Genomic DNA, 15,447 nt, shown 5'->3' with positions numbered 1-15,447 from the left:
GAAACGATCATCCGCAGCCATTCACCAGCGGACCCGGCTGCGCAGTCCTGTGAACCCATAGGCGCACAACAGGACCATCAACGACAACACCAGTGCCGTGCCGACGGGTTGGGCCATCACCCGCAGGGCGCCCAGCACCAGGCGGTCCGCCTCCGGGGGCCACTGGGCCCAGGACAACTCGCGCAACCTGGAGGCGAGCCCGTCCGTCGGGTAGGCGGACGGCCCGTGCAGCGACTTGCGCACCAGCGGTACGACCATCACCGGCACCACGAGCACGGCCGCCAGACCGGCCGCCGCGGATCGGAAGACACCGGCGGCCAACACTCCGGCCCAGGCGCAGCCGATGAGCAGTCCTGCCCAACTCGCGGCCGGCGCGATCCACTCCGCCGGCCGGTCGAGCGGGCCGGAGTCGAAGACCAGTCCGAGGGCCGCGGCATCCGCGGTGACGGCCAGGGCACCGAGCAGCAGGGCGAGTACGGCGCAGACCCCGAGCTTGGCGGCGAGCAGACCCATCCGGCGCGGAACCGTGCCGCGGTCCGCCGACAGGGCGGGGTAGCGGTACTCCTCACCGAAGGCCAGGGCGCCGAGCAGCCCGGCGCCGAGCGCGGCGGGCGGCAGCGGCAAGGACTGCGGCCAGGCGGCGAGCAGCCGGTTCTGCGGGGTGTGTCCGACGCGGGCGAGGACGAGCGTGATCGCGACGGAGACGACGACGACCGCGGCCGAGGTCAGGAGCGGGGTCGCGGTGCCGAAGGTTCGCAGCAGTTCGTAGCGCAGGGGGCGCAGGGGGCCGCCCACCCGACGCACGGCGCGGGCCGATCGTCCGGAGTCGACCCGCGGGGGCCGGCCCGACCCGTCCTCGCCGGCGGCGGGGAACGGGGCGAACCCCGACCCCGCTCCGGGCCCCGTCCCCGGCTCCGGGCCCGCTCCGGCACCGAGACCCGGCGCCGCCGGTTCGACCTGCGAACCGGGTTCGACCCCGGGGCCGGCGGTGGAGCCCGCCTCGGCCGCGCCGCCCGCCTCGGCGTGGGCGGCGGCCACGGCCGTGGCGTGGGCGGCCGTACGGGCCTCCGAGCGGGCCTGCGGGACGGGCGGGACCGGCGTTCCGGCGTCTCCGATCTCGTCCGCGAGTTGGTGGACCAGCACCCCGTGCCTGAAGGCCGCCTCTCCCACCTCCGCGCAGTTGCTGCCGTAGACCGACAGGCGACTGCCGCTCTCCGCGACGATCTCCACCGCCCGTCGGGCCGCCCGGGCCTCCCGGCCCAGGACGTCCGCGAGCCGGGCCGCGTGCGGGGTGCGCACGGCGACGCGGGGACGCAGTCGGGTGCGTGCGAACTCCGCCGCCTCCTGGTCCGCGACGAGCCGGCCGGCCCTGATGGAGACGACACGGTCGGCGTTGCGGGCGGCTTCCTTGGCGTCGTCGGTGGTGAAGAGAACCACACCGCCGAGAGCGGCGTGCCCGCGCAACAGCTCGTACACCCAGTCGCGTTCGCGTGGTGAGAGACCTGCGGCGGGCTCGTCGAGGAGCAGGGTGCAGGGGTCCGCCAGCAGCGCCGCCGCGAGTGCGACGCGACGCTCCATGCCGAGCGAGAGCGAGCCGAGCCGCTGGTCGCGCAGACCGCCGATGCCGACGACCTCCAGCATGGTGTCCGCTCGCGACGCCGGAACCCCGTAGGCGGCGCACAGCATCCGCAACTGGTTGAGGACCGTTCGCGCCGGATTGCCGGGGACGTCGCCGAGCAGCACGCCGACCTCACGACCGGGGTGCGCGATCCGGTGCAGCGGACGGCCGCGGAAGTAGGTGATGCCGCGGCCCGGTTCGAGTTCGAGCATGAGTCGCAGCGCGGTGGTCTTGCCCGAGCCCGAATCACCGAGCAGGGCGGTCACGCACCCGGGGCGGGCCTCGAAGGTGAGGTCGTCCACCAGGGGCGGGAGTTCTCGACGGGGTGTACTGGTGAGTCCGATGGCCTGGAGCATCGCTTCTCTCGCGGGGTGTGAGACCGCTCTGCGGCAGCATGAGTACCGCAAGCAAGATAGCGCGATATGTCCGATTTTCAACGCATGCGGCCCTCAGGCGCGTCGGTGTCGGCGGCGTGGCCCGCGACGGCCTCCGCCCCCGGGTCCCGGCCGAGGCGGGGGCCGCTCGCCGGGGCCGTCGGACGTCAGACCTCCGGGCGCAACATGGGCGGGTTGAGCAGGGTCGCTCCGCCCGCTCGGAAGAGCTGGGCGGGTCGACCTCCCTGACGGGTCGTGGTCCCTCCCGCCGGCACCAGGAACCCGGGGGTCCCGGTGACCTTCCGGTGGAAGTTGCGCGGGTCGAGCGCCACGCCCCACACCGCCTCGTACACCCTTCGCAGCTCACCGACGGTGAACTCGGGAGGGCAGAAGGCGGTGGCCAGCGAGGAGTATTCGATCTTGGATCGCGCCCGCTCGACTCCGTCGGCGAGGATGCGCTCGTGATCGAAGGCGAGTCCGGCGGGGGCCGTCCCACCCGCCGCGAGGAGTTCGTCGACGGGGGCCCAGCGGGCGCTGTTCGCGTCGCCGCCCGCCCGAGGCGCGGGCAGATCCGGAGCCAGCACCAGGTGAGCCACGCTGACCACCCGCATCCGCGGATCGCGTTTCGGATCTCCGTACGTGGCGAGTTGTTCGAGGTGTGCCCCGTTGTCCACGTCCGGAACGGCCGGGTCGTGCGCGCAGAGCCCGGTTTCCTCGGCGAGTTCCCTGGCCGCGGCGCCGGCGAGGTCCTCGTCATCGCGTACGAAGCCGCCGGGCAGCGCCCAGCGTCCTTGGAACGGCTGCTCCCCCCGTCGGACGACCAGCGCGCAGAGCGCGTGACGCTGCACGGTGAGCACGACCAGGTCGACGGTGACGGCGAAGGGCGGGAAGGCCGACGGGTCGTAGGGCGACATGCCGCGATCATAGTCGTCTGCCTGACGATAAACAGGGCTTTGGTGATCCCGCCGACAGTGATCCGAGACTCAGCCTCCCAGTTGGAGCACATCGGCGGCCTCCTCCACCATCCCGAGGCCGAGTCGGCTGACCCTGACGCCGAACGGTTGCTCCGACACGCGCAGCCCCGAGAGCCTCAGGGAGCCGAGCGGGGCGCCGGGGAGCGGGTGCAGGGCGACCGTGCCGGCGGGGGCGTCCGGGCGGATTCCCGCGAGGGCGACCAACGCGTGGACGCCGGCGACGGCGGCCACCGCGGCCGGACGGCAGGCCGCGGGGTGCGGGAGCGGTGCGCTGCCCGTGGTGCGCTGCCCGGCGGCGTACATCTCGGGCAGCCGGTACCCGAAGGTCTCGGCCGCGTCGAGAAGTCCCCGCAACAGACCGGCGGCCTCCTTCTCGAAGCCCGCCTGGGCCAGGCCGGAGAGCGCGATGGCGCTCTCGTGGACCCGTACCGCCCCCGAGCGGTGCCCGAACGGATTGTGGCCGGGCTCTCGGCTCGACATGCTCCGCAGTCCCCATCCCGAGTCCATCGCGGGCGCTCCGAGCAGCCTGGCCAGTTGCTCGGTACGGGTCCGGTCCAGCAGGCCGGGGGCCGTCCGGCCGCCGCTCAGCAGTCCGGTGTCCAGCAGGTGCGCGACGGCGCCTGTCAGTCGAGGAAGGGGGCGGCCGTCGGGATGCAGGGCCGCGGCGGGGCGTCCGCCGTCCGGGCCGTCGATCCAGAACTCCGCCCGGAACCGCTGCCGCAGTCGGGCGGCCCGCTCCCGCCATTCCTCGGCGCCGGGCCGCCCGCACCCGTCGAGGAGGTCGGCGCCGAGCAGCGCGGCCCGGTGCACGTGGGTCTGGGTCTCGCAGCGTCGTGGCCCCGGGTCGGGGTCGGCCAGGAATCCGTCCTCCCCCAGCGCTTCGCGGAGCCATTCCAGGCAGGCCTCCGCAGCGGGCAGCAGCCGGGCCACCTCGTCCTCGGGCAGGCCCCAGAGCCGGGCCTCGGCGAGCACCGCGGGGAAGGCGAGCGTGGCCTCGGTCCCGGTACATCCGGGCGGCAACTGTGGTCCGGCCCCGCGCAGCGGTCCCGGGATCATCCCCGCTCCCGGTCCCCGCCCGTCGACCTGACTGCGGGCGAGAACCCGCAGGGTCGCCGCGGCGAGCCCGGTGCCGAGCGGCAAGGCCATCCGGGCCGCCCACAGCGACTCCGCCGGGGCCAGGCCGAGCCGCCAGGGCGCTCCCGCCGCCGCGAAGGCGTCGCCCGGCTGCTCGGGGTCCCTCAGCAGCAACGCGCCCAGGTCTTCCACGCTCGTCCGAAACCATGCCTCGGCCCTGGGGTCGTCCCCCTCCGCCCGGGCATCGGCCAAGGGGTTGGCCACTTGGCCGGCCGAGGCCCGCGTGGTGCGGTCCCGGCCGGTCCGCAGTTCGATGGTGCGGGCCTCGCCGGGGCCCAGTTCGAGTTGCCAGCGCAGCAGCCCGGTCGAGGCGAGCGCGTCGTCGGGAGCGGGTTCGGCGGTGACGACGGCCTGGGTGTCGCCGGTGCTCCAGCGCAGCCCGGCCGCGTGCACGGCGGCGGGGAGCTCGGGCCCGGCGCGGCCCGCGGCGATCACGGCCAGGTCGGCCAGGTCGGTACCGAGCGTCAGCTCCACCGGAAGGCGCACGGGCCGGCTCGCGTAGCTGCGCAGCGTGATCCGTTCGGTGCCGTCGGCGTGCCGGACGCGTTCGACGCCGATGTCGGGGTCGGGGCCGGCCTCTGCTCCGGTGCGGACCGTGGCGGTGAAGGCGGCCCGGTCGGCGCCGAGGCTGCGCCCCTGCACGGCCACCGGGTCCCGGCCGCCGACGCGCAGCACACAGCGGGAGAGGAGCCGCAGTCCTGCGCGGTACACCCCGTCGATACCCCGCCCGGTCAGTTGGCCGTGCTCGGGCGAGATGGCCAGGCACGGCGCGGCGAGACAGATGACGGCTCCGTGCACGGGCGGCAGTTCGGGCCTGCGGGCAGGTGGTACGGGGTGGGCCATGCGTCGCCTTGTCTGCGCTCCGGTCGGTTTCGCTGGGCGGCGGCGCGGCCGGTCCCCCACCACCCCACAGCTGAACGTTTTCACCCCCGCCCGGGTCACGGGCCCCGGCGGTCGCTGTCCCCGGTGTGGGTCGGGTGGATGGCCGAGGGCGTCGCGCAGTCGTCGCAGGAGAGGGCCCCGATAGCGGATCACTGTTCGCTCCTCTCGGTGCGGCGGGCTTCCCGGCGCTCGGCCTTGCTGCGCCGTCCGGGCGGGCGGCCGGCTCCGGCCGGTCGCTTGCGACGGGGCTCCCTGCGCCGCCGTTCCTCCCGCAGGCACTGCCGCAGTCCCTCCGGGTCGATGCCCTCGTTGCAGGCGTGGTGGAGCAGTTGGGCGAAGCGGTAGTCGGCGTCCGCGCGCAGGGCCAGATCGAGTGCGATGCGGGCGGTCGGTTCATCCCCGGTGGACCAGGAGACCCATCCGGCGAGGGTGAGCGGGGCCGCGGCGTGCTCGGCGTAGATCCCGACACAGCGCCGGGCCAGGGCGCGCCACAGGCGCAGCGCGGGCCCTGCCTCCTCGCCTTCCATCCATTCGGCGGCGATGTCGCGGATCTCGCGGTCCTGCAGGCCGATGATCACGGCTGCCGCCTCGTCGTGGCCCAGCAGTGCGTCGTCCCAGTCGTCCCCACCGGGTCCCGTCTCGGCCGGCGGCGGAGGCGAGGTCATGCGCCGCATGAGGGTTCGGGCCAGGGCGATGGTGTCGGCGCCGATCTCCTCGCGCGTGGCTCCGTCGAGGATCTTCGGCACCAGGGCGACAGCGGCTCGTTCCAAAGCCGCCTCCTGTTCCCTGACGGCTGCTCCGCGCAACGGGGTCAGCCTTCCCTCGATCTCCTTCAGGGAGCCCCTGACCTGGAGGCCGGCGAAGGTGGCCGCGGCGGCCATCACGGAGGTACCGGGCATGACCAGCGGGTTGCCCTCGGCCGGGCAGCAGCGCGCGTCGGGGCAGACGTAGGACCAGTAGCGGCCTTCCGAGAGGCACAGGGCCTCCAGGACGGGTACGTCCAGCGTCCCGCAGGCCAAGCGGAGCCGTTGGGCGAGGGGCCGCAACCGGGTCATCACGCGTTGTCCGCTCTCTCCGTCACGCGGGTCCTGGCAGAGGAAGACGATGATGCCGTCGGGCTTGCCACCGCGTCGTTCGCTGCCCCGGACCAGGGTTTCGGCGACCTGTCGGGCGGTTTCCTCCCATTCCGTCGGAGCGGAGGGAATCCCGACGCGCAGCCGACCGCCGAAGCGCCCGCCCGCGCCGTGGACGGCGACCATGACGAGGGAGTCGGTCGGGTGGAAGCCGAGCATGTAGGGCAGCGCGTCGGCCAGTTCCGCCGGGCTGCGCAGGGTGATCCGGGATTCGATGGACGGTCCGGACGGGCCGTTGGACGGCTGGTCGGACGGGCTTGGTACCGCGTGGTTGGTCGTCATGCGTCGACGGTCCCGTGTGGGGGAGAATCGCGAAACCCCTGTGGATAACTCCCCGAATCAGACCTAACTCGTCCAATCTTCAATATCCACAGGCCGGGGCCGGCATTGGCGCGATGTCGGCGCCATCAGGTTGCATGGGGGGCATGAACCCAGACCTGAGGTCCTCAGCCGATTCCGTACTCGCCCGCCTGGTGGGCGATCCGACGGGCACCGCTCGGCTGCGCGAGGACCAGTGGCGGGCGATCGAGGCCCTCGTCGCGCACAAGCGACGGGCGCTGGTGGTGCAGCGGACGGGGTGGGGCAAGTCCGCCGTGTACTTCGTCGCCACTTCCCTCCTGCGGGCGAGCGGCGCCGGCCCCACCGTGATCGTCTCGCCGCTGCTCGCGCTGATGCGCAATCAGGTCGAGGCCGCCGCCCGGGCCGGCATCCGCGCCCGCACGATCAACTCGGCCAACCCGGAGGAGTGGGAGGGCATCCAGGCCGAGGTCGCGGCCGGCGAGGTCGATGTCCTGCTGGTGAGCCCCGAGCGACTCAACAACCCGGACTTCCGCGACCAGGTCCTCCCCAAGCTCTCGGCCGCCACGGGCCTCCTCGTGGTCGACGAGGCCCACTGCATCTCGGACTGGGGCCACGATTTCCGCCCCGACTACCGCAGGCTGCGCACGATGCTGGCCGATCTCCCGCCGGGGGTTCCCGTGCTGGCCACGACCGCCACGGCCAATGCCCGGGTGACCGCCGACGTCGCGGAGCAACTGGGCACCGGCGCCGGCACGGACGCGCTCGTGCTGCGGGGCGCGCTGGACCGGGAGAGCCTGAGCCTCGCGGTGCTCGCCCTGCCCGACGCCGCGCACCGGTTGGCGTGGCTCGCCGACCACCTCACCGACCTGCCCGGGTCCGGGATCATCTACACCCTGACGGTGGCCGCGGCCGAGGAGGTGACCGCCTACCTGCGCCACCGCGGTCACACCGTCTCCTCGTACACCGGCAAGACCGAGAACGCCGACCGCGAGCAGGCGGAGAACGATCTCCAGGCCAACCGGGTCAAGGCGCTGGTGGCCACCTCGGCCCTGGGGATGGGCTTCGACAAGCCCGACCTGGGCTTCGTGGTGCACCTGGGGTCGCCCTCCTCCCCCATCGCGTACTACCAGCAGGTGGGCCGCGCCGGCCGCGGTGTGGAGCACGCCGAGGTCCTGTTGCTGCCGGGTCGGGAGGACGAGGCCATCTGGCAGTACTTCGCGTCCGTGGCCTTCCCGCCGGAGGAGCAGGTCCGCCGCACCCTCGACGTACTGGCCCAGGCGGGCCGCCCGCTGTCGCTGCCCGCCCTGGAACCGCTGGTCGATCTGCGCCGTACCCGCCTGGAGACGATGCTCAAGGTGCTCGACGTGGATGGCGCGGTGCACCGGGTCAAGGGCGGTTGGACCTCGACGGGAGAACCGTGGGCGTACGACGCCGAGCGCTACGCGTGGGTGGCGCGGCAGCGTTCCGCCGAGCAGCAGGCCATGCGCGACTACGCGGCGACCGACGGCTGCCGCATGGAGTTCCTGCGCCGCCAGCTCGACGACGAGGAGGCGGCACCCTGCGGGCGCTGCGACAACTGCGCCGGGGCCCGGTTCACCGCCGAGGTCTCCGGCACGGCCCTGGACACAGCCCGAGGCGAGTTGGGGCGTCCGGGCGTGGAACTGGAGCCGCGCAAGATGTGGCCGACCGGGCTCGTGGCGGTGGGCGTGGACCTCAAGGGCCGGATCCCCGCCGGGGAGCAGTCCGCCACCGGCCGGGCCCTGGGCCGCCTCTCCGACATCGGCTGGGGCAACCGACTCCGCCCCATGCTCGCCCCCCAGGCTCCCGACCAGCCCGTCCCGGACGATGTCGCGCAGGCCGTGGTGGCCGTCTTGGCCGACTGGGCGCGGGGGCCGGGCGGCTGGGCCTCCGGGACCGCGGACGCCCCCGCCCGTCCGGCGGGTGTGGTCTGCCTGCCGTCGCGCTCGCGCCCCCAGCTGGTCGGCTCGCTCGCCGCGCGGATCGCGGAGATCGGGCGGATGCCGTTGCTGGGCTCGCTCGCGTACACCGACCAGGCACCGGAGTTCGGCTTGCCTTCGTCGAACAGTGCCCAACGCGTTCGGGGACTCCACCAGGCCTTGACGGTGCCTCCGGCCCTCGCGGCGACGCTGGCCGAGACTCCGGGTCCGGTTCTCCTCGTGGACGACCGCGCGGAGAGCGGTTGGACGCTCGCGGTGGCTGCCAGGCTGCTCCGCCGTGCCGGCGCGAAGGGGGTGTTTCCGCTGGTACTCGCGCTTCAGCCGTAACGGATGCGTCATCTTCGGCGTGGCGGGGCAAGGATATGAGCGGCATACCGGCGAATTCCGGTCGGCAGCCTCAAATGCTCATTGCCCCATCCTCGCGGGCCACGCGAGAATCGGAGTGCTCCCGCTCGGCTCGCCGGCACTCTCCAGGGCCGTGCTGCGGCGCGCCCGCATCCCAGCCGTGCCCGTACGCGGGCGTGTACCCGAAGGGAGGACCGTGACCTTCGGTTTCGCCCCGACCTCCACCACGTCCCTGACAACGGCCACCGGCGGCGCCATCCGGCACGGAAGACTTCTCGAACCGGCCGAGTGGACGTCGGCGGGGGTGCCCCTGCTGACCAATCCCCGCGAGATCGTCACCGGTCTGCACGCCCGGCACGGTCCGGTGCCGACCACCGCGGTGATCGCCGTCCTCGGTCCCGACGAACGCCTGGTCGCCAGCGCATCGTTCGTCCAGCGGTCGGCCTCGGCCGACGGCTGGGAGTACCGCAACGCCCTGCTGTCGCGGTTGCGCCGGGTGCTGCCACACGACCTGCGTCGACGGACGCCGGTGCGGACGGCGGTGCTGATGTACTGCCGTGACGGCGACGAGCGGTGGACCGAGGAGGACGGGGCCTGGATGTGGGGGTTGCGGGACGCCTGCACCCTGCACGGGCTGCGTTGTGGCGCCTACATCACGCTGACCCCGGGCGGCTGGCAGGTCCTGGGCGAGGACCGTGGCGGGCGGCGGCCCGGATCGGGCTCCCGGCCGGAGCGGCTGGGCTCGACCGTGGCGGAGTTCGCCCCGATGAGCCTGCGCACCGGCGGCGGCGCGGCCGAGGCGCTGCGACGCACCGCCGCGCGCTGACAGGCGCACCACTGACAGGCGCACCGCCGGCGGGGGCCCGCGGGACCCGTACAGCCTCGATCGGGTCCGCCTACGCCGCGTGCGCGGACCCCACCGGTTCACAGACCAGTGGCCTGCGGCCCGGTGGGGTGCGCGCACGCGGACGGGCGTACGACGCGACCCACCCGGCACGACAAGGCCGTCCGGGGTGCGTGCGCACACGTCACCCACGGGCAACCCTCACGGCCGCGCCCGAGGAACCGGGCGTGCGGCGGGTGGGACCTCGGACTTCAGCGGGGCCGCCTCACGGCATGCCCCGCCCCCGTCCGTACCGACAGGCGGGCGTCAGACGCCCGCGCCCAGCAGCGAGTTGAACCGCTGCGCGTCGCCGCACACGATCAGCAGCGTGCCGGCCCGGGTGAGTGCGACCGGCAGCGTGCGGGCGGCGTCCTCGACCGATCCCCCGTTGACCGCGATGACCACGACGGGGCGGCCGGCGGCGCGCTGGACCTGCGCCGCGTCCGCGTAGAAGACGTCGTCCCCGGCGTCGTGCTGGGCCCAGTACGCGGCCTCGCCGAAGGACAGTTCGTGCGCGGCCCACGGGTGCGGGTCGCCGGTGGTGAGCACCAGGATGTCGCCGGGCGCGCGCCCGGTGTCGAGCAGCAGGTCCACGGCCTCCTCGGCCGCGTCCAGCGCGCCCTCGGCGGATGCCGGGATCAGCTGGACCTGCGGGACCGCCTCGGAGACGGACGGGACGGTGGCCTCGGGGGCCGCGGGAACGGGTCCGGGGGCGGCCTGCGCCGCGCGCTGCGCGGGCGGGGCGGGTCGGACGGGACCGGGGCGTCCGGGCCGGGGTACGGCGGCGGGACGCGGACCAGGTACGGGGCGGGGGGTCTGCGCGGTGCGGCTCGCGGCCGGCGTGACGCGGGGACCCTGGGCACTCTCGTGAATCTGAGGCTCCTCGGTTGAGAGGCTTGAGTTGACATCTTTCAAACACCGGTACGAAACGTACCGGCGGGTGGCACGTGGACGCGATCAGAAATCGAACCCGAGTTGGCCTCCGTTTTCCAGCTCCACGCTCTCCTCGCTGCGACGCACCTTTTTGAGGTGCCGCCAGCGGGGCAGCGCGTCGAGGTACGACCACGAGAGCCGGTGGTACGGGGTGGGCCCCAGCTCCTCCAGCGCCGCGCGATGTACGGGCGAGGGGTAGCCGGCGTTCGCGGCGAAGGCGAAGTCCTCGATTCCGCCGCCCTGTTCGGCCAGGTCGGCCATCATCCGGTCGCGCCGGACCTTGGCGATCACGGAGGCGGCGGCGACGGCGACGCAGGACTGGTCTCCCTTGATCACCGTGCGGACCCGCCAGGGCGAACCGAGGTAGTCGTGCTTGCCGTCGAGGATCACCGCGTCGGGCCGCACCGGCAGGGACTCCAGGGCTCGCACCGCGGCGAGCCGCAGGGCCGCCGTCATCCCGAGCGCGTCGATCTCCTCGGGAGAGGCATGCCCGAGAGCATGCGCGGTGACCCAGTCCTCCAGGACGTCGAGGAGCGCGTCGCGTCGCTTGGGGGTGAGCAGTTTGGAGTCGGTGAGTCCCGCGGGCGGCCGGCGCAGGCCGGTGACCGCCGCGCACACGGTGACTGGTCCGGCCCAGGCCCCTCGTCCGACTTCGTCGACCCCGGCTATGACCTTGGCGCCGGTGGTTGCACGGAGGGAGCGTTCGACGGCGTGGGTGGGTGCTTCGTACGGCATGGCGCCAGCAAGGTTACGCCGCCCCGCGCCCCCTGCACACCCCGCCCCGGGCCGGGGCGCGCGGCGCGACCGCCCGGCCGGTTCAGGGCCTGAGCATCGGCACCATGACGCGGTCGATCAGTTCGGCGATGTCGGGGTCCTCCCATTCGCTTCCGTACACCTTTGCGCGATACATGAACATGGCCGGGATCACGTCGGTGACGAAGGGAGCCGCCGCGTCATCACGTACGTCACCCCGCTTGATTCCGCGCTCCACCAGGTCCCGGATCAGGTCTTGGGCGGGTTCGTGCAACCCCTTCCAGATCACCCCCCGAAAGCGATCGGCATGGACGTGATCACATTCGTGAAGCACCGCGCGCAGGGCCTCACCGGCTCGCGACCTCATCACGTCACGCATCCGCACACACAGACGGTGGAGATCCTCACGAATCGATCCGTGATCCTCGATCTCACCCAGTGAAGGCAATCCGGCCCGCAGCACCTCCACGACGAGTTCCGCCTTCGACGGCCAGCGCCGATAGACGGCCGCCTTCCCGGTGCGCGCGCCCGCCGCGACGGCCTCCATCGTGAGCGCGTTCCACCCGACGGTGCTCAACTGCTCCAGGGCCGCGTCGAGAATCGCCCTTTCGAGTTCCGGCCCCCGCCTGCGCCCCGGCGCAGCCTTCGACCAGCGTGAACCCGTCATGCCCCACACCCCCCACCGCCCCGTGCGTCCGTCGCACGAATTTTCAGCCTTAGTGAACGCTTGTGTTCACTAAGTGCCGACTCCTACCGTGGACCCGCAGTGAACGGATGCGTTCACTATTTCACTTTGGGGGGATCCTCGGTGACAAGCACTCAACTGGCCACGCCCCGAATACCCGGCGCCGCCCGACATCCCGGGCGCCCGGGAGTGGCACTCGCGGTCATCGCCGCCTGCCAGCTCATGGTGGTTCTCGACGCGACGATCGTGAACATCGCGCTCCCCCACATCCAGACCGCGCTCTCCTTCTCCACCACCGACCTGTCGTGGGTGATCAGCGCGTACACCCTGGCCTTCGGCGGCCTGCTGTTGCTCGGTGGCAGGGCCGGCGACATCCTGGGGCGGCGGCGCGTCTTCATCACCGGCATCCTGCTCTTCACCCTCGCCTCGCTCCTCGGCGGCTTCGCCCAGGAGCCCTGGCAACTGCTGGCGGCCCGCGCCCTCCAGGGAGTCGGCGGGGCAATCGCCTCACCGACCTCGCTCGCCCTGATCACCACGACCTTCGCCGAAGGCCCCGAGCGCAACCGCGCCTTCGGCGTGTTCGCCGCCGTCTCGGCGGGCGGCGGCGCGATCGGCCTGTTGACGGGCGGCATGCTCACCGAGTGGCTCGACTGGCGTTGGGTCCTCTTCGTCAACGTGCCGATCGGCATCCTGATCGCCGTCCTCGCGCCGCTCTACATCAGCGAGTCCGAACGTCATCCCGGCCGCTTCGACATCGCCGGCGCCCTCACGTCCACCGGCGGCATGGCCTCCCTCGTCTACGGCTTCATCCGCGCGTCGGAGGACGGTTGGCGCGACGCGCTCACCCTCGCCTCCTTCACCGCCGCCGTCGTGCTCCTGGGGTTGTTCGTGCTCGTCGAATCGCGGGCACGTGAACCGATCATCCCGCTGAGGATGTTCGCCGACCGCAACCGCGCCGGCACCTACGTGATCATGCTCGGCCTCGCGGCCGCGATGTTCGGCATGTTCTTCTTCATCGTCCAGTTCGTGCAGAACGTGCTCGGCTTCTCCCCGATCCGTTCCGGACTCGGCTTCCTGCCGGTCACCGTCGCCATCGTGACGGCCGCCGGACTCTCGCAACGCTTCCTGCCGCGATTCGGGCCCAAGCCCTTCATGGTCCTCGGGTCCGCGCTCACCGGCGCGGGCCTGACCTGGCTGACGTTCATCCGGACGGACAGTTCCTACGTGTCAGGGGTGTTGGGCCCGATGCTCCTCTTCGGGTTCGGCATGGGGCTCAACTTCGTGACCCTCACCCTCACCGCCGTCTCCGGGGTGGCGCCGCAGGAGGCCGGCGCTGCCTCCGGACTGCTCAACGCCGCCCAGCAGGTCGGGGGCTCGCTCGGTCTGTCCATCCTGGTGACCGTCTTCGGCACGGCCGGGCGAAACGAGGCCGAAAGGCAGGTCCCCACGTTCCTGGCGCAGGCGGAGCCGGAGCAACTGGCGGCCTTCAAGGCGACCGGTCGGCTGCCCGACCCGTGGGGCGACATCGTCCTCACCCTGGGCATCTCGACCGCGTTCATCGCCGCCGTGGCAATGGCCGGGCTCGCCCTGGCCACGGCACTGTTGGTGATCCGGGTGCGCAAGAGCGACCTGGAGGCCCTCAACGGAACCGCCGAGAAGGCCGGCCCCGCGGGCTGAGCACGGCCCGACGAAGGGCCGCCGGGTGCCACGCGGCACGGCGGCCCTCCCCCGGCTTCTCCTTCGTACGCGTTCGGTACGGGTATCAGTACGACTGTCAGTACTCGCTGCGACCGCCGTACAGGCCGAGCCGTACGCAGTCGTGGGCGGTGGCCGTGACCGGGCGCGCGTCGAGGATGCGGCGGGCTCGGGACTGCGCCAGGCTCGTCGCGAACCAGGGCGCGCCCTCGGACTCCGCCAGGTCGTCGCGGACGCCGATCAGGGCGCAGGAGCGCCGGGGTTCGGGCAGGCGGTCCAGGGCGGGTGCCGCATCGGCCGACAGATGGCGGAAGTACTCCACGTCGATCTTCTTGTCCGACGTGTACCGGGCGACGTTCGTCTCGGCGATGATCCCGTCCGGGGACATCAGCCCGAAGGCCAGGACGGTCGCGGCGGCACTACCGGCCACCGCACGGGCCAGCCAACGCCCGCCGAACGCGCCGGCCGCCATGAGCAGCACGATCACGAGCCCGAGCCACAGTTCCACGGTGACCACCGACAGTCGCAGCCGGGTCAGCCCGTACGCATCCACATAAAGGTCCATCCGGCGCACCGCGGAGGCGACCACGACCAGTGTCAACACGCACAGGGTGCCCAGGACCACTCGGACGAAGCGGCGGTCGCCCGGACCGCCGCGGGGTGCCCAGCGCAGGGCGAGCGCGATGACGGCCAGAACGAACACGGTGGCCCAGAGCAACTGCCAGAAGCCCTGGCGGGCGTACTCGGCGTAGGTCAGGCCCGTACGGTCCAGGACCTTGTCGTATCCGCCGAACAGGACGGCCAGTTGCACCGCGATGAACCCCGCGAACAGCAGGTTGAGCACGACGAGCGGAAGCGCCCACTCCACGCGGGAGCGCGGCTTGCCCGGTGTCGTCGAGATGCGGTCCCAGCGCAGCGGAGCGGCGGCGGTCCGGGCGACCGACAGGGCGCAGAGCGCGCCCACCAGGAACAGGACGACGCGGAACGGGCTCTCCCCGACGGAGATGTCCGGGGTCAGACCGCCCAGCAGGTCGGCGAAGGCCGCGTCGGCCGAGGCGAACAGCGCCCCGAACACGAACAGGAGGACGACGGCCACGACCGTCGCCTTGGCGATGGGGAGCCAACGCGTACGGGCCGCGCCTCCGCCGCGCGAACGCACCCCTTCCCAGGCCCAGCCGACGCCCGTGACCGCGGCGTCGACGAAGCCGAGCGGGCTGAGCAGCACGCCCGGCCAGCGGCGGGTTCCGTGCAGGGCCAGCGCGGCCAACGAGACGGCGGCGAGGACGGCGAGCGTGGACGGCCAGGCGGAGTCGCGCAGGGCCGGGACGGCGAGCAGGGCCACGCAGCCCAGGGACCAGACCACGGTCCAGGGTCGGATCGTACGGCCGGCCGCACGGGCGGCGACGTACGCGGCGACCATGGCGGGCAGCGCGGCGAGGAGGAGACCGGGGCCGACGCCGTCGCCGAGGAAGACCGCCGTGGCGAGACCGGCGACGAGCACGGCGACCAGGGTGGCGGTGCGGATCGGAGCGGGCCGCGCGGACCGGACCCGCCGGGTCAACGACGCCTGCGCCCGCGCCGCGGCCGCGGCCTGAGCCTGGGCCTGGGCCTGGGCCTGGGCCGCGGCCTGAGCCTGGGCCTGGGCCTGCTGCCATCGCGGGCCCTGCTGCTGGGCCACCCAGATGTGCCAGGCCATGGAGTCGAAGCCCGGCGAACCGGGAGGGGCAGGCGGGGCCGCGGGGCCGGGACCGGGGCTCGCGGCGTGGACCGGAGCGGTGCC

Annotated in this window: 11 protein-coding genes; 3 read left to right on the top strand and 8 right to left on the bottom strand. The window is 73.1% G+C overall.

Annotated elements, in window-relative coordinates:
- Positions 1-21: 21 nt before the first annotated feature.
- The 4 genes from ACQEVM_RS09260 to ACQEVM_RS09245 form a co-directional block, all read right to left on the bottom strand.
- The gene (locus tag ACQEVM_RS09260) at positions 22-1,974 is read right to left on the bottom strand and encodes an ATP-binding cassette domain-containing protein (protein WP_433076775.1); all 1,953 of its coding nucleotides are present in this window, start codon (positions 1,972-1,974) and stop codon (positions 22-24) included.
- Between the two features lie 185 nt (positions 1,975-2,159).
- Positions 2,160-2,906: an NUDIX hydrolase gene (locus ACQEVM_RS09255; RefSeq protein ID WP_433076773.1), complete on the bottom strand. Its 747-nt coding sequence runs from the start codon at positions 2,904-2,906 to the stop codon at positions 2,160-2,162.
- Between the two features lie 69 nt (positions 2,907-2,975).
- Positions 2,976-4,943: an amylo-alpha-1,6-glucosidase gene (locus ACQEVM_RS09250; protein WP_433076771.1), complete on the bottom strand. Its 1,968-nt coding sequence runs from the start codon at positions 4,941-4,943 to the stop codon at positions 2,976-2,978.
- A gap of 188 nt (positions 4,944-5,131) precedes the next feature.
- Positions 5,132-6,397, bottom strand: coding sequence for a DUF4192 domain-containing protein (locus ACQEVM_RS09245; protein ID WP_433076769.1), 1,266 nt, complete (start codon positions 6,395-6,397; stop codon positions 5,132-5,134).
- Between the two features lie 143 nt (positions 6,398-6,540).
- Here ACQEVM_RS09245 and ACQEVM_RS09240 point away from each other — a divergent pair, with 143 nt between their 5' ends.
- The gene (locus ACQEVM_RS09240) at positions 6,541-8,700 is read left to right on the top strand and encodes a RecQ family ATP-dependent DNA helicase (RefSeq protein WP_433076767.1); all 2,160 of its coding nucleotides are present in this window, start codon (positions 6,541-6,543) and stop codon (positions 8,698-8,700) included.
- Positions 8,701-8,914: 214 nt separating this feature from the next.
- Positions 8,915-9,544, top strand: a complete 630-nt coding sequence (locus ACQEVM_RS09235) for a hypothetical protein (protein WP_433076765.1) — start codon at positions 8,915-8,917, stop codon at positions 9,542-9,544.
- A 324-nt stretch (positions 9,545-9,868) separates the two neighbouring features.
- On the opposite strand, the gene ACQEVM_RS09230 is transcribed toward ACQEVM_RS09235, so the two are convergent.
- The 3 genes from ACQEVM_RS09230 to ACQEVM_RS09220 all read right to left on the bottom strand — a co-directional run bounded on the left by ACQEVM_RS09230 (position 9,869) and on the right by ACQEVM_RS09220 (position 11,954).
- The gene (locus ACQEVM_RS09230; protein ID WP_433076763.1) at positions 9,869-10,516 is read right to left on the bottom strand and encodes a hypothetical protein; all 648 of its coding nucleotides are present in this window, start codon (positions 10,514-10,516) and stop codon (positions 9,869-9,871) included.
- Between the two features lie 42 nt (positions 10,517-10,558).
- Positions 10,559-11,269, bottom strand: coding sequence for a ribonuclease HII (locus ACQEVM_RS09225; RefSeq protein ID WP_433076761.1), 711 nt, complete (start codon positions 11,267-11,269; stop codon positions 10,559-10,561).
- Positions 11,270-11,351: 82 nt separating this feature from the next.
- The gene (locus ACQEVM_RS09220; protein WP_433076759.1) at positions 11,352-11,954 is read right to left on the bottom strand and encodes a TetR/AcrR family transcriptional regulator; all 603 of its coding nucleotides are present in this window, start codon (positions 11,952-11,954) and stop codon (positions 11,352-11,354) included.
- Between the two features lie 141 nt (positions 11,955-12,095).
- On the opposite strand from ACQEVM_RS09220, the gene ACQEVM_RS09215 reads away from it, so the two are divergent.
- On the top strand, positions 12,096-13,649 hold the full coding sequence (locus tag ACQEVM_RS09215) for an MFS transporter (protein ID WP_433076757.1): 1,554 nt from the start codon (positions 12,096-12,098) through the stop codon (positions 13,647-13,649).
- Between the two features lie 97 nt (positions 13,650-13,746).
- On the opposite strand, the gene ACQEVM_RS09210 is transcribed toward ACQEVM_RS09215, so the two are convergent.
- Positions 13,747-15,363: a DUF4153 domain-containing protein gene (locus ACQEVM_RS09210; protein ID WP_433076755.1), complete on the bottom strand. Its 1,617-nt coding sequence runs from the start codon at positions 15,361-15,363 to the stop codon at positions 13,747-13,749.
- Positions 15,364-15,447: the final 84 nt, after the last annotated feature.

The sequence above is a fragment of the Streptomyces sp. CA-243310 genome, assembly GCF_050936775.1.
GTDB lineage: Bacteria > Actinomycetota > Actinomycetes > Streptomycetales > Streptomycetaceae > Streptomyces.
Note: the sequence above shows the minus strand (reverse complement) of the source record. Positions and strands in the feature narration are given on the sequence as shown.